Genomic DNA, 22,119 nt, shown 5'->3' on the forward strand with positions numbered 1-22,119 from the left:
GAGGGCGGTCCGGCGTTATCAGCCCTTGACGGAGCCGAGCATCACGCCGGTGACGAAGTACCGCTGGACGAACGGGTAGACGCAGAGGATGGGCAGGACGGTGAGCACCATCGTCACCGCCTTGATACTGGCCGCGATCTGGGTGAGGTCGTCGCCGGTCGCGCCGGCCGAGGTGCCGGAGGTCGCCCCGGCGATCATGTTCCGCAGGTAGATGGTGACCGGGAACTGTGACTTGTCGTCGAGATAGAGGAAGGCGCCGAACCAGGCGTTCCAGTTCGCCACCGCGTAGAACAGCATCATCGTGGCCAGGATCGCCTTGCTCAGCGGCAGCACGATCCGCAGCAGGATGCCGAACGTGGTCAGCCCGTCGATCATCGCCGCCTCTTCCAGCTCCGGCGGCATGTTCTCGAAGAAGGCCTTCATCACCAGCAGGTTGAAGACACTGATCGCGTTCGGCAGTACCACCGCCCACAACGTGTTCTTCATCCCGAGCTGGGAGACCAGCACGTAGTTGGGGATCAGGCCGCCGTTGAAGAACATCGTGAACACGACGAACCCGACGATGAACGTCCGGCCGCGCAGGTGCTTCTTCGACAGCACGTACGCCATACACGTGGTGAGCACCAGCGAGATCAAGGTCGCGACCACGGTGTAGAGGACGGTGTTGCCGTAGTTCCGCCAGAACATCGAGTCGTTCATCACGACCTGATACGTCGACGTGTCGAACCCGACCGGGAACAGGTTGACCTTGCCGGCGCTGATCGCGGACTCACTGCTGAACGACTGCGCGACGATGTTCACGAACGGATACAGCGTCAGTACGACGACCAGCAGCAGAGTCGCGACGTTGAAGACCTGGAAGACCCGGTAGCCGGTGCTGTCCTTGATTCCGATCGTCTGCTTCACCACAGCCCCGCTCCCAGCACGCGGCGCGAGATCGCGTTCGCACCGAAGACCAACGTCAGGCCGACGACCGCCTCGAACAGGCCGATCGCGGTCGCGTACGAGAAGTTGTTCGACACCAGGCCGACCCGGTACAGGTACGTCGAGATCACGTCAGCGGTCTCGTACGTCAGCGGGTTGTAGAGCAGCAGGATCTTCTCGAACCCGACCGACAGGAACGAGCCGATGTTCAGGATCAGCAGTGTCACGACGGCCGGCGCGATCCCGGGCAACGTGATGTGCCAGGTCTGTTTCCACCGGTTCGCGCCGTCGATCCGGGCCACCTCGTACAAGGTGTCGTCGATCTGGGTCAGCGCGGCCAAGTAGAGGATGGTGCCCCAGCCGGCCGTCTGCCAGACGTCGGAGGAGACGTAGATGGCCCGGAACCAGTCCGCGTCCTGGATGAAGTTGACCGTACTGCCGGTCGTTGCCTTCAGCACCTGGTTGACCGTGCCGTGCAGTGAGACCAACTGCAGGATCATCCCGGCCACGATCACCACCGAGATGAAGTGCGGCAGGTAGGACACGGTCTGGACGAACTTCTTGAACCGCTGCCCGCGCAACTCGTTCAGCAGCAGCGCCAGCACGATCGGGATCGGGAACGTGAACAGCAGGCTCAGGCCGCCGAGGACGACGGTGTTGCGGAACACCTGCCAGAACGTCGGGTCCTCGATGAACATCCGGATGTAGCGCAGTCCGACCCACTGCTCGCCGAACATCGACCCGCCGGGCACGAACCGCCGGAAGGCGATGATGTTGCCGGCCATCGGCAGGTACTTGAAGATCACGAAGTACGCGATCGGCAGCGCCAGCAGCGCGTACAGCCGCCAGTCCCGCTTCACATCGGACCAGAAACCCCGGCGGTGGTGCACCTCTACGACACGGCGGTTGTGCACGCCTACTGCCTCCTCACCGGCCAGTCTCGAAAGTTTCGCTCAAATCTTCGACACTTAAGTTGGGACACACCGTACGCACGGCCCAACACACCGTCAATAGGTCGAGCAAGCGGTTTCCAGAGCGCATCGATGAGAGGGTTGAGACGTAAGCCACGCCCACCCGGGGTGGGTCGGCGTGCGCTCGCGTGGGAAGAATGGGCTCATGCTGCAGCCGACACGGGAGGTGACTCCCTACACCGAGCTGGACCGGGCCGCCTGGGCGCAACTCGCCGAGACGACCGTTTCCCCGCTGACCGCCGAGGAGATCGAACGGCTGCGCGGCCTCGGCGACGAGATCGACATGAACGAGGTGCGCGAGGTCTACCTGCCGCTGTCGCGGATCCTCTCGCTGTACGTCCGGCACGCCCGGGCCCTGCACGCCGACACCGAGAGCTTCCTCGGCAAGCCGGCCGCGACCCGGACGCCGTTCGTGATCGGCATCGGCGGGTCCGTTGCCGTCGGCAAGTCCACCACCGCCCGGTTGCTGCGCGAGCTGCTGGCTCGCTGGCCCGAGCACCCACGGGTCGCACTGGTCACCACCGACGGGTTCCTCTGGCCGAACGCCGAGCTGGAGCGCCGGAACCTGATGATGCGCAAGGGTTTCCCGGAGTCGTACGACCGCAAGGCATTGCTGCGCTTCGTGGTCGAGGTGAAGTCCGGCATGGACACGGTCGAGGCGCCGGTCTACTCACACCTGCACTACGACCGGATGCAAGGCGTCCGGACCACCGTCGAGCAGCCGGACATCCTGCTGCTCGAGGGCCTGAACGTGCTCCAGCCCGCGCCCCGGCACGCGGACGGCAAGAGCGGCCTGGCGGTCAGCGACTTCTTCGACTTCTCCGTGTACGTCGACGCCGGCGCCGACGACATCCGGTCCTGGTACGTGCACCGCTTCCTCAAACTGTGGGAGACCGCGTTCCGCAACCCGGAGTCGTACTTCGTCCGTTACGGCGAGCTGAGCCGGGAAGAGGCAATCAAAAAGGCGGAATCGCTCTGGGACGGCATCAACGGCCCGAACCTGCGGGAGAACATCCTCCCCACCCGCTCCCGCGCCACCCTCGTCCTCCGCAAAGGCGCCGACCACACCGTCCGCTACGTCCGGCTCCGCAAACTCTGACTACCCGATCGCCTGCCCCGGCTCCTCGCGCCCGGATCCCTTCGACGCCGGCCGAGGATCCGTGCCAGCACGCCCGGCCTGCGGGGCCGTCCGGTACGGCGGCGCGAAGCGCGCCACGAACTCCCGATCCTCCGGCTCGGCCACCTTCGCCGCGGCATCGCCCTTCTGGGTGTCCTTGTCGTCGATCAGCCGTACGACGCCGTCCGCGGCCTGAATCGTGTAGCGCTGCGCCCCCGGCTTCGCCGCGGCCATCGCAGTCGACAGCGCGGTCGCGGCGTCCTTCCAGTTGAACTGCTGCAGGACCGACCGAATCCGGACAGCCCCCTCTCTCCGGGCCGGATAGTCGGACGCTACCGCGACGATCGCCGCCTTCCAGGTGTCGATCCTGTCCTGACCGGTACTGTGGCCGTCCCGCACCACCGACTGCTCACCGGCCTGATCAGGGACCCGCTCCCCGTCGCTCAACAGTTGCCCGAAGCCACTACGTTCCGGCACCAGAACGGGGATCGCGTGCTCGGCCGCCTCGCTGGCGACCATGCCGTAGCCCTCGACCACCGACGGCATCACCAGCAGGTGCGTCCCCTCGAGGTCGTGGCGCAGCTCGGCCGTATCCGTGGTGAGCGGCCGGAGCTCCACCGCGTCCGCCGACCCGGTGATCGCGCGGGCGCGCTCGGCCTCGGCCGCGAGTTGCTCCGGCTGGACGCCACGGACGGTCAGCCGCACCGGCATCCCGTCGTCCCGCAACTGCCGCACCGTCCGCAGCAGGTCGTCGTACCCCTTCACCGGATCGTCCAGCCGGTGCGCGGTGAAGAGCAGGTTGAAGTGACCGGTCGGCTCCGGCGCCGGGATCACCTCGCGCTCCGCGGAGCCGGGGATGAGTTCGTGATAGCTCGGCTCGCGGCCACCGCTGACCTCCACCTCGCGGGCGATGCCGGTGAGCAGCGGGCCGACGCCGACGACGAGGTCGGCGTTGTGGACGATGTCCTGTTCTTCCGTGGTGTGCTTGGCCGCCCGCTCCGGATCGCCTTGGATGACGGCGTACTCCTCGGCCGGGGTGTGCATCACGTAGACCAGCTTGGCGAACCGGTACCAGCGGTTGCGGATGTTCTTCGCGGCCGGTCCGGAGAACCGCGAGTGGCCGATCACGACGTCGTACGGGTCGGAACCGGCCGGCGGCAGGCCCAGCGGTTCCGGCCAGTCTCGCCACGTGACCCGATGCAGGTGCCCCTGTGGGGAGAGCTCGCTGCGCTCGAGCTTCACCATCTTCGCGCCGGCGTGTGGCTCGGTGCCCTCGAACGTGAGCAGCGTGACGTCGGTATCGTCGAGCCCTGCGAGCGCGGTGGTCAGTTCACCGCTCACCACCGGCAGTCCGCCGAGACCCGCACTGCGGCCACTCGCGTGGGCGACGACGAGCACCCGCTGCCGACCCGGCTCCGCGTACGCCGCGGCCTGTTCGGGATCCTGGCCGACCCAGACCTGCTGGTCGGGGTCCCAGTGTCCGGACGGCACTTCCGGCCGGAGCAGCGGAGTGATGAACTTGTCGGCGATCGGCAAGGCCTCGGCCAGCGTCTTCGGCTCCAGGCCCGGGGTGACGGCCGCGTACTTGGCGAAGCCCGGAACCCAGGCCGGGTTCGGCACCCGGAACCGGCTGGGCAGATCGAGCGGCATTCCCAGCGCTCTTCGCTGCCGGAAGTCCGCTTGCACCATCGCGTGCGTCTCGGCCGCGTCGAGGGACAGCTTCGAGGCCAGGAAGGTCACGTCGACCATGTCCTGAACCCGGTGCGGCAACTCGCCGCTGCCACAGGCCCAGGCACCCGCGGTCTTCGGTACGCAGTTCTCGCACTTGGTCTCCAGGTCACGCAGACCATGCATGTACATTCCGGAGATCTTCTGCGCCAGTTGGTCCTTGACCGAGACCGTGTAGAGCTCGGGTGTCTCCCCCTCCACGCCGGTCCGCAGGAGCTGCTGCGGGAACGGGATCCGCTCCGGCAGGTTCGACAGCAGGTGGCCTTCCGGCGGCAACAGGTCGGTGGTCAGCTCGAACAACTCGCGATCGCCGCAGCGCACCCGGTGGCCGATGCGCACGCCCTCGCCGTGCATGAGTGACAGCTCCGATGACTGCTCGAAGGACAGGTAGTCGCCGAAGTCCTGGCGGAGCGCGTCGTTGAAGGCTGCGGTCATCGCGGCCCGCCCGTTGCGGGCCAGCCAGATCAGGTCGACGTCACCGGTCGCCCGTGCGTCCGGAAACCGGGCCAGCAAGCTCTGTGCGCCCTTGAGCAGCCAGCTGTGCGGGCCGTGATGGAACGTCCGCGCCATGATCCGTTGCAGGACGAACTGCTGGAGTTCCTGCTGGCTGCTGGTGCCGCGTTCCTGGGCAGCCGCCTGGGCCCGCTCGGTGAGTTCCTGCCAGAAGGTGTCGTAGCCGCTCATCCGCGGCTGGCGACGAGCGCGTCGAAGGCACGCTGGTTCCGCTCCGACAACGCGGAGATCTCCAGCTCACCGAGCAGCCGGCCGGCGAACTCGGCACCGTCCACCGGCAACTGGAACTGTCCGGCCAGGTCGTCGTACACCGCCTGCAGATCAACGAGATCCAGCCGTACGGCGTCCGTCAGCGCCCGTCGTACGTCGTGCTGATCGGTGCCGTCTCGCAGCAGGTCCACGAGCACCCGCTGCGCAGTCGTCACCGGTACGCCGTGATGCCGGGTCACCTGGTCAGGTGTCAGTACGTCGAGTCGTACGTCTACGGCGCGCACGTCGGCCAGTCGAACGGGCGCGACGAACCGCACGGCCGGGGCCGCGAACGACCCGAGACCCCAGACCTGGCAGGCCGATTCGTGCGACAGGACCGCGTCCTCGTGGACGGCCGGTGGCCGTTCCCAGGCGAAGAGGTTCGGGGCAAGCGCCAGCCAGGCGGCGTATGGATACGAATACCTCGGAGCCACTTCGGAGGACGTGAGCTGGAACACCGACCAGTCCGGTTCCCACACCAGGCCTTCGGCCGCGAACCTGGCCAACTGGTTCGGCTTGATCCCGATCCGTTCCGCCTGCCCTGTGGTGACGAGCCCCAACTGCCGCTCGGCCACTCCGGCAAGTCCTTCGAACGTACTCAACTGCGCGCTGCCCCCTGTTCATTAGCCCGGCCGGTCGACCGGTCCGCGATAACCGACGCAGGACCTGCTGTTCAGGTTCCGGCCGCCATCTGGTCATCCGGCGGCAACGGTAGCTCGCAGACCGGCCCTGACCGCCGGTACGACCGCGACTGTGACGAGGACCGCAGTCAGACCGAAGCCGACCGAGTAGCCAGTGCCGGCGACGATCGCGCCGAAGACGATGGCGCCGATGCCCCAGCCGCCGTCGTACGCGAGATTCCACAGTGCGCTGACCTGGCCGTAGCGGGACTTCGGGACGCGGTTGTACATCAGCGTCAGGGTGAGGTTCTGCGCGGCGCCGAAGCCGATGCCGAAGAGTGTCGATCCGACCAGGATGGCGGCGGCACTGCCGATCAGGACCAGCGCCCCGGCTCCGACTGCCGCGAGGATCAGCGCTGGCGCGAGCAGCTTGGCTGGGCCGACGCGATCGCCGTACCGGCCGGCCAGCCAGCGAGCGCCGGGAGCGGTGATCGCCTGCATCAGCAGAGCGGTGGCCACCAGCGAATGCTTGTCCTCGGCAACGGCCAGCGGAAGGAAGGTGACACTGATGCCGGCGGCAACGGTGACCGCTGCGAACACGAACGACGGCATCAGCAGGCCGCTGCCTCGCAGGCCGCCGAGCACCTTGACGTGCTGCTCTTCGACGCTGGGCCGGCTGGGCATCCCGCCGAGGGCGATGAGACCCACCAACGAGGCCACGGCCGCGAAGACGAACAGTGCGTCGAAGCCGATCACGGATGTCAGGTAGACGCCGAGCGGGAGCCCAAGCGCGGCCGGCAGGCCGACGACCACGCCGTAGATGCCGAACGCCTCACCGCGTCGGTGCGCCGGGGTCACCTCGGCGATCAGGGCGACCGCACCGACGACCAGGATCGCCAGGCCGGCGCCACGGACGACACAAACCGCGAGCACGAGCGGCAGCGACGCGGTCAGCAACAGGACCAGTGACGGCGCACCCAGCAGGATCAGACCGAGTCCGAGGACAACCTGGTAGCCCCAGCGGGCCACCATCCTGGGCACGAGCAGCTCGACACCCACCGCGGACAGCATCATCGCGCCGGTGGACAGCCCGGCGCCGATCCCGCCGGAACCGCTGGCGGCCAGGTAGAGCGGGACCACCGAGGTGAGCAGGTACATGCTCAGCGAGGAGCCGAAAACCGTGAACAGCAGCCGGCCGAACTGACTGCTCAGCAGCCGGGGAGCAACCGGGGCCAGGGGAACTTCGCAGGTGGTCATGTCTTAACGCTAAGAACAGACCGGTCCGCCCTACAGATCCAGTTTCGGCCTCGCCGAGAGGACCAGTTACGGCAGCTGGTCGCGGATGAAGGCGGCCAGGCGGTTGAGGGCGGCGTCGATCTGGGCGGGGGTGACCGAGCTGCACGACAGACGGAGGGCGTGGATCGGCGGGCCGGCGTCGTAGAAATGGCTCATCGGGGTCCAGAGCACGCCGTACTCGTGGGCGGACTTCTCCAGCAGTACGTCGTCCACCGGGAACGGCACGGTGACGACCACGAAGAACCCACCCGACGGCACGGTCCAGCTGACTTCACCGTCTGGGAAGCGAGCGGCCAGGCCGTCGGTGATTGCCTTGAGGTTGGCGGCGTACATCGAGCGTTCGCGCCGGTTCGCGGCGACCAGGCTGAAGTCGTTCGCGAGCAGTTTGCCGCCGATCACCGCCTGCGCGACCGGCGCGGTGTTCACGGTGACCATGCTCTTGATCTTCGACAGTTCGTCGGCGAGGAGTCCGATACTTCCGTCCGGAGCCTCGACAGTTTGGTCCGCGACGACGTAACCGACCCGTGCTCCGGGCAGCCCGGTCTTGGCGAACGACCCGAGGTAGACGACCCGCCGATCGGTGTCGAGCGCCTTCAGGGTCGGCACGCGATCGACGCCGTCGGCCGGGAACAGGCCGTACGGGTTGTCCTCGAGCAGCAGCAGCTCCTGCTCGGCCGCGATCTCGAGCAGCCGTCGCCTGGCGTCCAGGTCCAGGCTGAGTCCGGAGGGATTGGCGAAGTCCGGCATCACGTAGCACGCCCGCGGCCGCAGCCCGTCAGCTCGGGCCGCCTTCACCACTGTGGCCAGATCGTCGTCCTCGGCAACCGGCAGGACCGGGAAGTCGAGCAACCGGGCTGCTCCGGTGATTCCGACGTACGTCGGGGAGATCGCGAGCAGTACGTCGGACGGTTCGGAGCGCAAGGCCCGGAGCGTGAGGACCATCGCCTCCTGGCAGCCGACCGTGACGACGATCGCCTCGGGGTCGACGTGGATGTCCTCGTCGACGGCGAGGTTACGGGCGACCAGGTCGTGCACGATGCCCTTGGTCCGGCCGTACTGGAAGATGGACCGTCGTACCGCCGCCTCGTCGTACCCCTGTGAACGCAGGTGATCGGCGAACAGGTCCAGGTAGGTGTGCAGGTCCTCGAGCGCGAAGAACTCCTCGGTCGGGCGGCCGGCGGCGAGGGAGATCGCGTCCGGGTAGTGGTGCGAGACCTCATTGAGGAAGTTCATCGAGTTCAGTGCCCGGTCCGTCAGCGAACCGTGCAACTCGGTCAGTCTCAGGTCGGCCATCACGCTCTCCCCGTCGTCAGCTCGGCCACCGCGGCCAGATCGGCGCAACCAGCCAGCAGCATCGCGTCCCGCACCTCCCGCCGGAGCAGCCCGAGTGCCTCATCCACAGCTTCCACAGCCAATGCCCACAGCAACGGTCGCCCTACCAGTACGGCGGATGCCCCTAACGCGACGGCTTTGACAACATCCGTGCCGCCACGGATCCCGCTGTCCAGCAGTACGGCGCAGTCATTGCCGACCGCATCCACAACCGGGCCGAGGGCATCGATCGACGCGAGGGCACCGTCCAACTGCCGACCGCCGTGGTTGGACACCACGACACCGGCGGCCCCTGCATCGACGGCCCGGCGAGCATCCCGCGGATCGAGGATCCCTTTCACCACCAGAGGAAGCTCAGTCGTGGCGCGGAGCCACTCCAGGTCCCGCCAGGACACGGCCGGCTCGAAGGCCGAGGCCGTGTGTGCGGCAACCGCGGACACGCCGGGCACAGCGTCGTGGGCCTCTGTGGATATGTCGACAAGATTGGCAGCGACCACGTCTTCGGGGAGCGTGAAGGAGTTCCGGACGTCGCGCAGCCGCCGACCCATCACGGGAACGTCGACGGTCACCATCAACGCGGTGCATCCGGCCTCGGCGGCTCGGTCGACCAAGGAGCTGACGATCGCGCGATCTCGCAACCAGTACAGCTGGAACCAGGAGGGTGCGGTGGCCGCGATCTTCTCCAGTGGGTAGCTGCTCAGAGTGCTGATCACGTAGGGGATCCCGGCGTCGGCGGCTGCGCGCGCGAGGTGGAGCTCTCCCTCGGGGTGAAGCAAACGTTGGTAGGCCATCGGAGCCACAAGCGCAGGCAACGCGCCGGCGGTGCCCAACACGTTGCAGGTGGTGTCCGGCTCGTCCACGCCTGCTAGCACGCGTGGGACGAGAGTCACCGAGTCGAGGGCCGTGCGGTTGAGCCGCAGCGTCGTCTCAGAACCGCTGCCGCCGGCCACAAAGTCGTAGACCGCCGACGACAGGACAGCCGCAGCCTGCGACTCGTAGTCAGCGAGTGTGGCCGCAGCCGCGGCGCCGTGGTCGGCCGGGGCGTCAGCCACCGGGCACCTCAGCCATCCTTGAAGATTCCGCTCAGCCAGGTGGCCGCCTCCGCCATCGCCTTCTTGCCGCCGTCGAGGATGCCCGACATCGCGAAGAAGCCGTGCACCATCCCGTCGTACCGGCTGAGAGTGGTCGGTACGTCGGCGGCGTGCAGCTTCTCGGCGTAGTACTCGCCCTCGTCGCGCAGCGGGTCGTACTCTGCCGTGATCACCAGCGCCGGTGGGAGATTCGTGTACGACTCGGCGAGGAGCGGTGAGGCCAACGGGTTCAGGCCGTCGGCGGAGTCGGTCAGGTAGTGGTCCCAGTACCAGCCGACCGACGTCTTGTTGAACAGGTACGGGTCGTCGCCGGCCCGCATCGAGATGGTGTCCGAGCCGTACAGCGTGTTCGGGTAAACAAGCAGTTGACCGGCCAGCCCCGGACCATTGTCCCGGGCAAGCAAAGTGGTCGCGGCGGCGAGGTTGCCGCCGGCACTGTCGCCGCCGACGACAAGTCGGGTCGGGTCCACCTGCAACTCGTCGGCGTGCGCCGCGATCCATTGGGTCGCGTTGTGGCAGTCGTGGACCGCGGTCGGGAACGGGTGCTCCGGCGCGAGCCGATAGCCGACCGTGATCACCTGACAGGGAACGGCGTTGGCCAGCTTGCGGCTGATCCCGTCGGCCGTCTCGATGCTGCCGAGCGTCCAGCCGCCGCCGAAGAAGTAGATCAACGTCGGCAGCGGGCCGCTCAGGTCCGGCCGGTAGACCCGCAGCGGGAGACCGTCATCGGTGGCGATGTCCTCGACGTGGTGAACCGGCTCGACCTCGCCGCCCGCGGCCTGGTTGGACGCGAGATCGGCGGCCCGGGCTTCGGCCAGTGTTTGGGTGTAGAGCTGCGGCACCTGGTTGGCCTCGCGTTCGGCACGCATGGCCTCGACCTGCGGGTCCAGCGGCATCGGATCACCCCAATCGGATCGGCATGGACTCGTGCCCACGCAGCAGCAAGCTACGGCTCCGCACCGGCTCACTCGCGAGTCGCAGTCCGGGGAACCGGCGGAACAGCTGCCCGAACGCGGCCCGCCCTTCCATCCGGGCCAGCGCGGCCCCGACACAGTAGAACGGTCCGGCGCCGAAGGACAGATGCTGGAGGTCGTCACGGCCCGGATCGAAAGTGTCGGCGTCGGGATGCTTGGCCGGATCCCGGTTCGCCGCGCCGGGCAGGATCAGCACCAGGCTGCCCTCGGCGATCGGTTCGCCGGCCAGTTCGAGATCGGTCGACGCCTTCCGGCTGATCAGCTGCACCGAGCTCTGATGCCGCAGGATCTCCTCGACGTAGTCCGACGCCAGACCTGGATCGTCGCGGAGCGCTTCGATCAGTCGCGGCTCGGCGAGCAGCAGTTCGAGACCGTTGGTGAGCAGGTTCATCGTGGTCACGAAGCTCGCGTTGACCAGCACCAGCAGGTTGTCGATCAACTCCTGCTCGTCGATCCCCGACGTACCTGAATCAAGCGCATGGACGAGCGATCCGACCAGATCGTCCCGCGGCCGGATCCGGCGCTCGGCGATCATCCGGGCGTAGTAGGCGTTGAGCTCGTCGGCGGCCTGGTTCGCCGCCGCCAGCTTCTCCGGCGCCTTGCCACCCAGGTCGAGGTACTCGTCGATCCGCTGGGTCCGGTCGCGGAACCAGCCGAGATCGGAGCGCGGGATGCCGAGGAACGTGCCGATCACCGTGATCGGCAGCCGGTAGGCGAAGTCGACGAAGTCCACCAACTGCCGATCGGCCTTGCCGAGATCGTCGAGCAGCTCGGTGACCAGGTCGTCGACGACCGGTTCGAACCCGGCCAGCCGGCGCGGTGTCAGGACAGCTTGGAACACCTTGCGCATCCGCAGATGGTCCGGCTCGTTCCGGAACATCATCGACCCACCGAGCCGGCGCAGTACCGAGTCCTTCGGGTCCGGATCCGCGGTCAGCAACCGGTGGAACCTGGTGTCCTTCAGGGCTTCCTGGGCGGCGTCGTACCCGTTCACCACCACGGCGTACGGCGAGGTGCCGGGCTCGAGGCGGCAGACCGGGCCGATCCGATGCAGCTCCGCGAAGAGCGGCATCGGATCACGGCGACCTTGCTCGGAACCGAGGGCGGCGAGAACTTCGTTCGCGGTCCGGGCAGGCATGACGATCAGCGCACCAGTTTGAGCGGCACCGACGCCGCCATCGCCTGGTAGCCGGCGTCGTTCGGGTGGATGTGGTCACCCGAGTCGTAGGCCGGGTTCAGCTTGCTCGGCGCGGCCGGGTCACGCAGCACCTTGTCGAAGTCGAGCACACCGTCGAACTCCTTGCTCGACCGCAGGTAGCTGTTCACCGCCTGCCGGGTGGCCTCCTTCGCCGGCGTCCAACTGTCGGTGCCGCCGATCCCCTCGAACGGCGTGATCGTGCTGACCAGGCTGCGCAGTCCGCGTTCCTTCACCTGCGTGTTCACCTGCCGCAGCGCGCCGATGATCTCAGCCGCGGAGTCGTCCGACATCCAGATGTCGTTGACGCCCAGTTCGGTGATGACGGTCCGTACGCCGGTCTGCGCGAACACGTCCTCGTTCAGCCGGGCCAGCGAGTTCACACCGACCTCGTTGAAGCCGGGGAACGCGCCGTTGTCGGACGGCTCGCTGCCCTCGTGGTTGAGCCGGCTACCGGCCAGGCCCGCGTTCAGCACGCTCGGCACCTTGTCCCACGGGTCCGCCGACGCGATCAGGCGCTCGGCAAGCTGGTCGGGCCAACGGTTGTTGGCGTTGAAGGTGCTGGCGGTGCCGTCGGTGATCGAGTCGCCGAGGACGACGATCGATCCCTTGGACTTGTCGGTCTCCACATCGACGCCGGACAGGAAGAACCAGCAGCAGCGCCGGGTCAGCGTGTACGCCGTACCGCCGGGCTGGGTGACCAGGTTCGACGGGCCGACGAAGTTCTCCTGGATCGACGAGCCGTGGAACGTCGTCGGGCCGGTGTTCTCCGGGAAGTACAGGCTGACGACGAGGTCGTCGAGATTGCCCAGCTTCAGGTCGACCGGGTCGCTGAGCAGCTCGCTGCCCTTGATCATCGACGCGGTGCCGGCGCCGTTGAACGTCAACGTCCGCAGGGTCGCCGGGTCGATATCGGACAACTCGGGCGTCGACTTGTTGGGCTTGGCAACGGTCGCGGCGCCGACGGTCACGGTCTTCTCGCCGTAGATGTTGGACAACCGGATCCGGATCCGGTCACCGCCGACGGTCGGCCGCACCACCAGCCGGACACTCTGGTCGGTCAGGCCGAGGTTCGTCGACCCGGCCGCGTTGCCGTGGGTGACCGCGGTCGCCCAGGTGCCGACCCAGTCGGGGTCGTGGTACTCACCGCCGTAGTCGGCGCCGGCGAGGCTGGAACCGGCAAGGGTCAAGGCTGCGGTCACCGCGACCGTACGCCAACTGGTGGAAATTCGCATGGGACGTCAACCTCCTGGGACACCGGGTGGCGGAATCAGGTGCGGACGGACCGTAATACGCGCCGAGGAATCCGGTCAATGAAACCGAAATGCCCTGGGTAAATGCACCGCTGGAAATGCCTTGGCAGCGGTTAGCCGAGAGGTTGTCCGGCCGAATCGCAGGGGTATTCCTTCACCTACGGTAGGGAGTGATCGGCCGACTCCGCAGAGCGACGATCACGCCTACGCTAGAACGGATTCCAGCCTCTTTCCAGGGGTCCGCGCATCCAGTAGAGTCGCGCCGACGGCTGGGGGTGGCCGGAGTCGAGGGGACTATTGACGAAATGCCGCCTGAATTCGTCGTGCCCGAGCACAGCAGCAATTATGTGCTGCGGGCGCTAACTCTGTTTCAGCGCTTTGCGGAGCGTCCCGCGCTGGTCCGCGGTGACCGCCGGGCGACGTACGGCGAACTGATCACCGACGTACTGCGGATCGCCGCCGCGGTCCGGGACGCCGGGATCAGGCCGGGCGGCAAGGTGCTGGTGATGGCGGCGAACTGCTTCGACGCCCCGGCCCTCCAACTCGCCCTGCACCTGCACGGCTGCCGGGTCCTGTGGTGTGCGCCGATCACGTCCCGCCGCGAGATCGACCGGTTCGCCGTACTGGCCGACGCGGACGCGCTCGTGTACGACGGTGGACTGGGTCGCGAGCTGGCCGAGTCGCTTGCACCGATGCCTTCCTTTGAACTGAGCGACTTGGTCTCGGTCCCGGCATCCACGCCGTACGAGATCTCGGAGACGCCCGCGCCTGACTCGGTGTTGCAGACCAGCGGGACGACCGGGGACCCCAAGCTCGTCCACCACACGCAGTCGTTCTACGAGCAGATCCTCGAGCTGGCGACGGCCTTCGTCGCTCAGGACTTCCCGGTGCTGCGGCACTACTCGGGATCGCCGTTGTGGCTGGCGAGTGGTCAGATCACCAGCTTCTTCAACCTGTTCACCGGTGGGGTCCTGTTCCTGACCGACACCTGGTCGCCGGACGAGTTCTACCGGATCGTCTCGACGGAGAGGATCACGTCGACCTATGTCACGCCGCCGATGCTCTACGAACTGCTCGACCACCCCGGCGGGGAAGACTTCGACTGCAGCAGCCTGTTCATGCTCAACGTCGGCGCCGGCCCGGCCACACCTGCGCGGCTGCGGCAGGGCATCGCGCGCTTCGGCCCGGTGCTGCGGATCGTCTACGGGCTGAGCGAGGCCGTCGTCGTCACCGCGCTGCCGGGTCTGACCGAGGACCCCGCTGAGCGGTTGGCCTCAGCCGGCACGCCGTACGGCGATGTGCTCGTGGAGATCCGGGACGACGACGGGAAGGTCCTGCCGGCTGGGCAGACCGGGGAGGTGTGGGTGCAGAGCAAGCTCACGTTCGCGGGGTACCTCGGGAAGCCGGAGCTGACCGCGGAGACGCTGGTCGACGGGTGGTTGCGGACGCGCGATCTCGGGTACGTCGACGAGGACGGGTACCTCTTCCTGGTCGACCGTGTGCACGACATGATCGTCACCACCCGGCGCAACTGGGCGATCTTCTGCCGCCCGATCGAAGACGTGCTGGCCGCCCATCCCGCCGTACGCGCCGCCGCCGTGATCGGCGTACCCGACCCTGTCGTCGGCGAAGCGGTCCACGCCTTCGTCGTCACCCGCTCGCCTGTTCCGGCCGCCGAGCTCCAGCAGTTGGTCACCGACACCCTGAACGAGATGTGGAGTCCGGCCGCGATCGACTTCGTGGATCAGTTGCCGCTCACCCGGATCGCCAAAGTGGACAAGGTTGCCCTCCGCAAGCTCTACGCAGAACTGCACCCACAGGCATGACGCCGCGGCGTGGGTTGGTGGTTCTGTTCGCCGCGGATGTCCTATCAGCGGTGGGCAGTCGGGTCTCGATGGTGGCGATCCCGTGGCTGGTGCTGGTCACCACCGGGAGCGCGGCCCGGATGGGGTTGGTCGCGGCCGTCGAGATGGTGCCGTACATCGTGGCCAGCATCATGGGCGGTCCGGTCATCGACCGTCTCGGTGCACGCTCGGCCTCGATCATCGCGAACCTGGCGAGTGCGGTGGCGGTGGCCGCGATCGCCGCGACCACCAGCCTCGGATTCGCGGCGCTGCTGTTGCTAGTGGCCGTGGCGGGTGCGTTGCGAGGGGTCGCGGATCGGTCGAAGGAGTTGCTGGTACGGCCGATGGCGGAGGCGGCCGAGGTGGCGCTCATCCGGGTGACCTCGTTGCACGAGGCGTTCTCTCGTGGAGCGACGTTGTTGGGTGCCCCGCTGGCCGGTTTGCTCATCTACTGGACGGACGCGGCCTCGGTCCTGTGGATCGACGCGGGAACCTTCGTGGTGTGCGGTCTGCTGGTCGCCGCCTTCGTGCATCCGCCGGGCACCACAGTAGACGCTCGACGCGACAAGTACTTCCGTTCCCTCGCGGTGGGCTTCTCCTACGTACGACGAGACGCGCTGCTCGCCACGATGCTGATCACCACCTTCGCCATCAACATCTTCGCCAGCGCGAGTACGGCGGTGTTCATCCCGCTCTGGGTCGCAGAAGAACTCGGCTCACCGGCCGGTCTCGGTCTCACCCTCGGAGCGTTCTCGGCCGGTGCATTGCTCGGCAGCATCGGGTTCGCCGTACTCGCCACCAAGGTGCCGCGCTACCTGACCTTCGCCCTCGGCGCCTTGATCGGCGGCAGTCCGCGCCTGCTCGTCCTCGGACTGAGCGACCACCTGGTCCTGGTGATGGCGGTGACGTTCCTGTCCGGGATCGGGATCGCGGCCATCAACCCGGTCTTCGGCGCGGTGCTCTACGAACACGTCCCGAAAGACCTGCAGGCGCGCGTGATCGGCCTCGTCGCGGCCACCTCCTTCGCCGGACTCCCCCTCGGCGCCCTGCTGGCCGGCGAACTGGTGAGCGGCTTCGGCCTGATCCCGGCCCTCATCGGCTGCGGTATCGCCTGCTTGATCGTCAGCGTCTACCCCCTCATCCGCCGCGGCCCCGGCCGGATCCTGGACGAACCCGCCCCAACACGGTTGGAGGCCGCGTGACCGACGCAATCGATCCGGACCACCTGACCGAGGCGACCGAGGCCACCGATCCAGACCATCTGACCGAGGCGACCGATCCTTACTGCCTCCGGCCGGGCGAGAGTGCCGAACTCCTCGCCGGCCACCCTTGGCGCCGCTTCGTCGTACTGGGAGACAGCGTCGCGGAAGGCCTGTGCGAGCCGGTCGCCGGCTACAGCGAACTGCAGTGGGCCGACCGCATCGCCGCCGAACTCCGCGCGATCCGCCCCGACCTCGCCTACCTCAACCTCGGCGTCAGCGGCCTGCGGACCCGCGAGATCCTCGCCACCCAGCTCGATCCGGCCGTTGCCTTCGGCCCTGATCTCGCCCTGGTCGTCGGCGGCGGCAACGACGCCTTCCCGGCCACCTACGACCCGGACCGCGTCGACCGCGAACTGACCACGATGATCACCACCCTGCAGGACGCCGGCGCCGACGTGATGACGCTCGGCATGTTCGACGTCTCCTACAGCCCGGCGATCGTCGACTGGCTCCGCCCCGGCCTCCGCCAACGCATGCGCACCCTCTCAACCCGAACCGCAGCCCTGGCCGACAAACTAGGCACCATCCACATCAACCTCACCGACCACCCCCTCTCCACCAACCCCGGCCTCTACAGCTCCGACGGCCGCCACGGCAACGCCCGCAGCGACGCCGTCGCCACCACCGAAACCGTCCGAACCCTCGCCAACCACCTCCGCCCCTGAGCCCATCACCAAACACCCCAACAGCAACCAACTCCCCCGCAGACACAGGCCACGCAAGAGTCCGACCACCAAGCCAGCTCCGCGCAGCCGACTCTGTGCATGAGATGAGCACGTCGTCGGCTTCGGCGTACTCATCCCATGCACAAAGTGCCGCCCGCGTGGATACGGCCAGAGCCGGCTGTAAGCGCCGCCCCGCCGGGAGGGTACGGCCATCCAGAAGGGCACGCCCGACGCGTGGCTCCAGCCGTGCGCCACCTCAACGAACCGCATCGTCAGGTCTGGCTGGTGGTTGTGCGGTGGTGGTCGTTGGCTGCCTCGTTCGGTGGGTTGACAGGTGGGGGGCTGGGCGGGGGTGGTTATGAGTGCGTGGTGGTGGGGTGGATGGGGGGCGTTCTTGTTGGGGTGTTGGTGGGTGGGTGGAGGTTGATGGGGGTTAGCCAGTCTGGTCCTGGGGAGGGGATGTCTGTTGGGGCGTGGGGACGTGGTGGTGGGGCCTTCTGGCTTGGGTGAGTTGGCCGGGGTGGTTGTGGTGGGTTGGGGTCGGCCCAGGTGGGGCGGGTGACTGTGGGGCGGCCGTTGAGGATTTGGACGGTGTAGTGGCCGTGGTGGACTTCGATGTGGTCGCGCTTGCAGAGGAGGGCGAGGTTGTCGAGCGCGGTTGCTCCGCCGTCGGCCCAGTGGATGATGTGGTGGGCTTCGCACATCGCCGGTGGCGCACCGCAGATGATGCAGCCCTTGTCGCGGGCGTTCAGTGCTTGGCGCATCGCTCGGGTGACGAATCGCTGCTCGGTGCCGACGTCGAGGGGTTCGGAGTTCGAGCCGAGCACCATCGGGATTACGCCGGCGTCGCAGGCAAGGCGCCGTACTGCGGCCGCGGAGAGCGAATCGCCGTGCACGAGGTCTCCGGTGCCGCCGGCGGTTCTCAGGTCTTCGAGGTCGATGGTGACGGTGATATGCGGCTTGATGTCGCCGTGGCCGGGGACGGCCGTGCCGGTGCCGGCGGCGGCGTTGAGGATCGCGGTCAAGGCGTCGGCCTGGCGTTTGCCGCGGCCGCGCGGGTCCCGTTCGCCGTCGAGGGCTTTGTGGGGTTTGGCGCCGGCGAAGATCAACGTCCGCAGGAGTTCGGCGTTCTCACCGGCGAGGTAGCCGCCGAACTTGACGCCGTCATCGGCGTTCTTCAGCCACAACTCCTCCCGCGCCAGAGCGTCGTCGGGGCCGGGCTCGGGGCCGTCGGGGTCGAGACGGTCGCGGAACTGTTTGCCGAGGGTGCGCAGGTCTTTGGGTGTCAGCACTCCGGCTGCCTTCACCAGCTCTTCCTCAGCGACTTGGAGATTCTCGACCGGGACCATCGCCGACGGCGGCACTTTCTCCAGCGCGGACACGATGGCTTCGGCCTGGGCTTGGTTCAGCGGCGTCTCGGTGTCGAGGGCGGCGCGCACGGCTGGGTACTTGGGCAAGGCGGTGGCGAGGCGGAGGTCGCGTCGTACCTCAGTGGTGTCGAGCCGGTGCCGGATCGAGAGCAGGTGGACGGTGTCGCGGGCGCCGATCTCCTTGGCGTGGCCGATCGCTTCAAGGGCGGCCAGCAGCTCAAGGCGGCGTACCTGGATCCTGGTGTGCTCGGCCTGCAGCGCGTCGAGAGCAGCCAGCATCTCGGCGCCGCTCATCGACCAAACCGGCCGCTCGTCCAGATATTCCATGCCACCGACTCTAGGCACGCACACCGACAGTTTTCGAGCCGAAAACCCCTTATCTGCAAGGGATTCCGAGATTGACACCTTCCTGCCAGCTTATCCACAATCCCAAAGAAGTCGCCGCCCGCCAGTCAGAACCTGGTAGCACTCACTCGACCAGTAACAGGCCGCTGGTGAGGGCGCCTTGGCCTACGTTGACTACTGGTCCGGCGCCGGGGACGGCGAAGCGGAGGTAGGCGCCGGCGGCCGCCCCTCCGAAGATGTACGGCGCTATACAGAACGGGACGGCGGCTTCGTGCACCGCACCAGTCGCCACCTCGACGAACTGCATCGTCAGGCGGTCGACGGTGACGTGGGCCTGCAGGATGTAGCCGCCTTCGGTGATCGCGGCGTCGACGGCTGTCTGCCAAGCGTGCGCCGACACCTCGGGGCCGACGACGACACCAACACCGCCGTACGAGCCGGACGGCTTGAGGACGAGACGCTCCTGTTCGGCGAGAGCCCGCGGGCGGAGGTCTGCTGACAACACGGACGTTTGTGGGACGTGGCGTCGTACCACCTCGGCGTCTTCAACAGAAAGCACAGCCAGGTCTTCCCAAAGCCAGGCGAGGATGGACTTGCTGGCGAGGAGCCAGCTGGCGGTGGGGGTGAACATGCGGACTGTGCCGGTCCGGACGGCTGTCGCCAGGGCGTCGAGGCCGGCGCTCGGTTTGGTGCCTTGGGGGACGAACATCCGGAGTACGGCGTCGATCGGGCCGTCGTCGACGCAGAGTCGGCCGGCGTCGTCGAGGGTCAGCCACTCGACCGGGAACACGCGCATGTCGAGGCCGAGCTGGCGACCGCGTTCGCTGAACGGCTCGAGCAGCTTGATCGTCGCCTGCCCGTCCTGCGAGCCCGGGTACGAACCACCGGTGGTGAAGAGCATCGCGAGCCGATCCGGCCCACTCATCCCCAAGGCCGAGCGCACCGCCTCGTAGCGAGCGTCGACGGCCGAGGCCGGCGCGGTCAGCCCGATCCCGCTCAGCACTGGATCACCGCCGTACGCCGAGAGGAACCGCCGCGCCACCCCGTCGGAATCGTGCGCACCGCCGAGGGCGCTGTCGATGTTGGCCTCGACAACGTACGGCGTACCGTCCGCCAGCAGGATGTCCGCACGCACACCGCCGAGCAGCTCCTCACTCAACGGCAAGTCCTCGGCCAACAAGTCGATCGCGCCGGACGGCATCCCGAGCAGCTGCCGCAACTCCCCCGCGGTCGTTGCCCGTCGCAAACATGCGTCCAGGATCAGCCGGGCGACGGTTGCCGAGATGTCGGTCACCGAGCGATAGGACTCGACCGACATGATCGGCGGCCGAAGCGGTCGCCACTCCTTGTTGTGCGTCGCGACGCCGTCGTACACCTGCTGCCACGACTCGACTCCACGCGCGACGATCGCCGTACGAACGTCCTCGGACAAGCGGGGCCAAAGGTCAGTCATGAGTCCTCCAGTACGGCGTGAATCGCGGTCACCAAACCGTCTCGGCCAGGTTGGACTGCCCGGTCGAGCGCAAGGGCGAACGGCAGGACGGCGCCGTCGGGCCTGGTCACCCGGCGAGGAGGTGCATCCAAAGCACAGTGCTCGGCGGCGACCGCGAGGATCTCGGCGGCGAACCCGCTTGTCCGGTTGGAGTCGTCGATCACCACCAACCGGCGGGTCTTGGCCAAAGACGCGGTCAGGCCGTCCACGTCGAGTGGATAGACGGTCCGCGGATCGAAGACCTCGACCGAGATCCCGAGCCCGGACAGTTCGTCGGCGACCGCCAGCGCGTCCTGGACTAGGTGGCCGAGGGCAACCACCGTGACATCGGTGCCGGGCCGGGCGATCCGGCCGGCGCCGAGCGGTACCGCCGCCAACGTGCTGAAGTCGAGGTCGTCCCGGACTCCGAGTGCGGCGGACGGTGCGAACACCACGACCGGATCGTCGTCCCGGATCGCCGAGACCAGCAGACCGTAGGCGTCCGCGGGCGTCGCCGGCACCACGGTCTTCACTCCGACATGCGCGAACAGACTGTACGGGTGATCGGAGTGCTGCCCGGCCCACCCGGTCCGCGAGCCCGAGCCTGGTACGACGTACGTCACCGGAACCTTGCACTGACCGCCGGTCATCAGCGAGAACTTGTGCGCCTGGTTGGCGATCTGCTCGAACACCAGGAACAGCAACGACGGGATCTGAAACTCGATCACCGGCCGCATGCCGGCCAGCGCAGCACCGGTGGCGAAGTTGGTGAACGCCTGCTCCGACAACGGAGTGTCCAGCACCCGCTCCGGACCGAACCGGCTGAAGAGACCGGCCGTCAGGTTGGAGGCCGCGACCCGGATGTCCTCCCCCAGCAGGAACACCGACGGGTCGGCATCCATCGCATCACCGAGTGCCCGGTTGAGCGCCTTCAGGTACGAAAGCTTCATCGAAGCACCTCCGGCGATGCGTACAGGTACTCGAGTGCGGCAGCCGGGTCGGGATGGGCGCTGCCCAGCGCGATCCCGGCTGCCGCGTCGAGCAGGGCCTCGACCTCGGCATCGACCTGATCCCGCTCGGATGCGGTCAGTCGTGCGCCCTGGATCTCCACTGGGTCCCGCGACCACCCAGCGGAGACTTCCTCGGTCGAGCGATAGGTGAGCCGCGTCCGGTGCTCGAAGGTGTGATGAGCATCGAAGCGGTACGTCGTACATTCCAGGAACGTCGGCCCCTTCCCGGACCGGGCCCTGGCCACGGCCGAAGAGGTTGCCGCCAGCACCTTCTCCGGATCCTGCCCGTCGATGGTGAAGGCGGGGATGCCGAACGCACGAGCCCGGCCGGTGATGCTGCCGGCGACTGCCGACGCGACCGGCATCGTGGTGGCGTAGCCGTTGTTTTCGCAGACGAACACGACCGGCACCTGCCAGAGCGCGGCCAGGTTGAAGGCCTCGAGCAGCATGCCCTCGTTCATCGCACCGTCACCGAAGAAGGTGACCGCGACCGTGTCCCGTCCTTGCCGGCGATGGGCCCAGGCGGCGCCGGTCGCGATCGAGCCGGCCGCGCCGACGATCGCGTTGGCGCCGAGGATGCCGAGGCTGAAGTCGGCCGCGTGCATCGAGCCGCCGCGGCCCTTGTTCAGCCCGGACTCCCGGCCCATCAGCTCGGCGAACAGCCGGGCCGGGTTCACGCCCCGGGCCAGCACGTGGCCGTGACCGCGATGCGTGCTGGTGATCACGTCGGAGGCTTTCAGCGCCGCACAGACGCCGGCCGCGATCGCCTCCTGACCGACGTACGGATGAATGCCGCCGACGATCTCACCGGACCGGACGAACTCGATCGCGCGCTCCTCGAAGCGGCGAATCAGCCGCACGGTCCGGTAGAGATCGACCCTCGTCATGG

The 22,119-nt window shown here is 67.7% G+C and carries 18 protein-coding genes; 4 read left to right on the top strand and 14 right to left on the bottom strand.

Annotation, left to right across the window (positions count from 1 at the left end):
- Positions 1–18: 18 nt before the first annotated feature.
- Together V9K99_RS10555 and V9K99_RS10560 are read right to left on the bottom strand one after the other, a co-directional pair.
- A complete protein-coding gene (locus V9K99_RS10555; protein ID WP_337003623.1) occupies positions 19–906 on the bottom strand; it encodes a carbohydrate ABC transporter permease in 888 nt (295 codons plus the stop codon).
- Positions 903–1,838 carry an ABC transporter permease gene (locus V9K99_RS10560; protein WP_337003625.1) on the bottom strand — a complete coding sequence of 312 codons (936 nt, stop codon included), beginning with the start codon at positions 1,836–1,838 and terminating at the stop codon, positions 903–905. The genes V9K99_RS10555 and V9K99_RS10560 overlap by 4 nt, the downstream gene beginning before the upstream one ends.
- 202 nt (positions 1,839–2,040) lie before the next feature.
- Between V9K99_RS10560 and coaA the strand changes: the two genes are divergently transcribed.
- Positions 2,041–2,994, top strand: coding sequence for a type I pantothenate kinase (coaA, locus tag V9K99_RS10565; RefSeq protein WP_337003626.1), 954 nt, complete (start codon positions 2,041–2,043; stop codon positions 2,992–2,994).
- Here the strand turns inward: coaA and V9K99_RS10570 are convergent, their stop codons facing one another.
- From V9K99_RS10570 to V9K99_RS10605, 8 genes are all read right to left on the bottom strand, one after another.
- Positions 2,995–5,424, bottom strand: a complete 2,430-nt coding sequence (locus V9K99_RS10570) for a nucleotidyl transferase AbiEii/AbiGii toxin family protein (RefSeq protein ID WP_337003628.1) — start codon at positions 5,422–5,424, stop codon at positions 2,995–2,997.
- Positions 5,421–6,104, bottom strand: a complete 684-nt coding sequence (locus V9K99_RS10575) for a type IV toxin-antitoxin system AbiEi family antitoxin domain-containing protein (RefSeq protein ID WP_337003630.1) — start codon at positions 6,102–6,104, stop codon at positions 5,421–5,423. Before V9K99_RS10575 ends, V9K99_RS10570 begins: the two co-directional genes overlap by 4 nt.
- 93 nt (positions 6,105–6,197) lie before the next feature.
- Positions 6,198–7,379: an MFS transporter gene (locus tag V9K99_RS10580; RefSeq protein ID WP_337003632.1), complete on the bottom strand. Its 1,182-nt coding sequence runs from the start codon at positions 7,377–7,379 to the stop codon at positions 6,198–6,200.
- Between the two features lie 66 nt (positions 7,380–7,445).
- Positions 7,446–8,711, bottom strand: a complete 1,266-nt coding sequence (locus V9K99_RS10585; protein WP_337003634.1) for an aminotransferase-like domain-containing protein — start codon at positions 8,709–8,711, stop codon at positions 7,446–7,448.
- Positions 8,711–9,802 (bottom strand): alpha-hydroxy acid oxidase, encoded by a 1,092-nt coding sequence (locus V9K99_RS10590; protein ID WP_337003636.1) that lies wholly within the window; start codon positions 9,800–9,802, stop codon positions 8,711–8,713. Before V9K99_RS10590 ends, V9K99_RS10585 begins: the two co-directional genes overlap by 1 nt.
- A gap of 8 nt (positions 9,803–9,810) precedes the next feature.
- Positions 9,811–10,737, bottom strand: coding sequence for an alpha/beta hydrolase (locus tag V9K99_RS10595; RefSeq protein ID WP_337003638.1), 927 nt, complete (start codon positions 10,735–10,737; stop codon positions 9,811–9,813).
- A gap of 4 nt (positions 10,738–10,741) precedes the next feature.
- Positions 10,742–11,953 carry a cytochrome P450 gene (locus tag V9K99_RS10600; protein WP_337003640.1) on the bottom strand — a complete coding sequence of 404 codons (1,212 nt, stop codon included), beginning with the start codon at positions 11,951–11,953 and terminating at the stop codon, positions 10,742–10,744.
- A gap of 5 nt (positions 11,954–11,958) precedes the next feature.
- On the bottom strand, positions 11,959–13,245 hold the full coding sequence (locus tag V9K99_RS10605; RefSeq protein ID WP_337003642.1) for an SGNH/GDSL hydrolase family protein: 1,287 nt from the start codon (positions 13,243–13,245) through the stop codon (positions 11,959–11,961).
- A gap of 323 nt (positions 13,246–13,568) precedes the next feature.
- Here V9K99_RS10605 and V9K99_RS10610 point away from each other — a divergent pair, with 323 nt between their 5' ends.
- The 3 genes from V9K99_RS10610 to V9K99_RS10620 are packed head-to-tail and all read left to right on the top strand — an operon-like array spanning position 13,569 to position 17,034.
- The gene (locus tag V9K99_RS10610) at positions 13,569–15,089 is read left to right on the top strand and encodes a class I adenylate-forming enzyme family protein (protein WP_337003644.1); all 1,521 of its coding nucleotides are present in this window, start codon (positions 13,569–13,571) and stop codon (positions 15,087–15,089) included.
- Positions 15,086–16,309 carry an MFS transporter gene (locus V9K99_RS10615; RefSeq protein WP_337003646.1) on the top strand — a complete coding sequence of 408 codons (1,224 nt, stop codon included), beginning with the start codon at positions 15,086–15,088 and terminating at the stop codon, positions 16,307–16,309. The genes V9K99_RS10610 and V9K99_RS10615 overlap by 4 nt, the downstream gene beginning before the upstream one ends.
- Complete coding sequence (locus tag V9K99_RS10620) at positions 16,306–17,034, top strand: SGNH/GDSL hydrolase family protein (RefSeq protein ID WP_337003648.1); 729 nt, start codon at positions 16,306–16,308, stop codon at positions 17,032–17,034. Before V9K99_RS10615 ends, V9K99_RS10620 begins: the two co-directional genes overlap by 4 nt.
- A gap of 356 nt (positions 17,035–17,390) precedes the next feature.
- Here V9K99_RS10620 and V9K99_RS10625 read toward each other — a convergent pair whose 3' ends face one another.
- The 4 genes from V9K99_RS10625 to V9K99_RS10640 all read right to left on the bottom strand — a co-directional run bounded on the left by V9K99_RS10625 (position 17,391) and on the right by V9K99_RS10640 (position 22,117).
- Positions 17,391–18,731 carry an HNH endonuclease signature motif containing protein gene (locus tag V9K99_RS10625; RefSeq protein WP_337003650.1) on the bottom strand — a complete coding sequence of 447 codons (1,341 nt, stop codon included), beginning with the start codon at positions 18,729–18,731 and terminating at the stop codon, positions 17,391–17,393.
- Between the two features lie 142 nt (positions 18,732–18,873).
- The gene (locus tag V9K99_RS10630) at positions 18,874–20,202 is read right to left on the bottom strand and encodes a hypothetical protein (RefSeq protein WP_337003652.1); all 1,329 of its coding nucleotides are present in this window, start codon (positions 20,200–20,202) and stop codon (positions 18,874–18,876) included.
- Positions 20,199–21,170 carry an alpha-ketoacid dehydrogenase subunit beta gene (locus V9K99_RS10635; protein ID WP_337003654.1) on the bottom strand — a complete coding sequence of 324 codons (972 nt, stop codon included), beginning with the start codon at positions 21,168–21,170 and terminating at the stop codon, positions 20,199–20,201. The genes V9K99_RS10630 and V9K99_RS10635 overlap by 4 nt, the downstream gene beginning before the upstream one ends.
- A complete protein-coding gene (locus V9K99_RS10640; protein ID WP_337003656.1) occupies positions 21,167–22,117 on the bottom strand; it encodes a thiamine pyrophosphate-dependent dehydrogenase E1 component subunit alpha in 951 nt (316 codons plus the stop codon). The genes V9K99_RS10635 and V9K99_RS10640 overlap by 4 nt, the downstream gene beginning before the upstream one ends.
- Positions 22,118–22,119 lie beyond the last annotated feature (2 nt).

Source organism: Kribbella sp. CCNWLW201 (assembly GCF_037203805.1).
In the GTDB taxonomy this organism is placed as follows: domain Bacteria; phylum Actinomycetota; class Actinomycetes; order Propionibacteriales; family Kribbellaceae; genus Kribbella.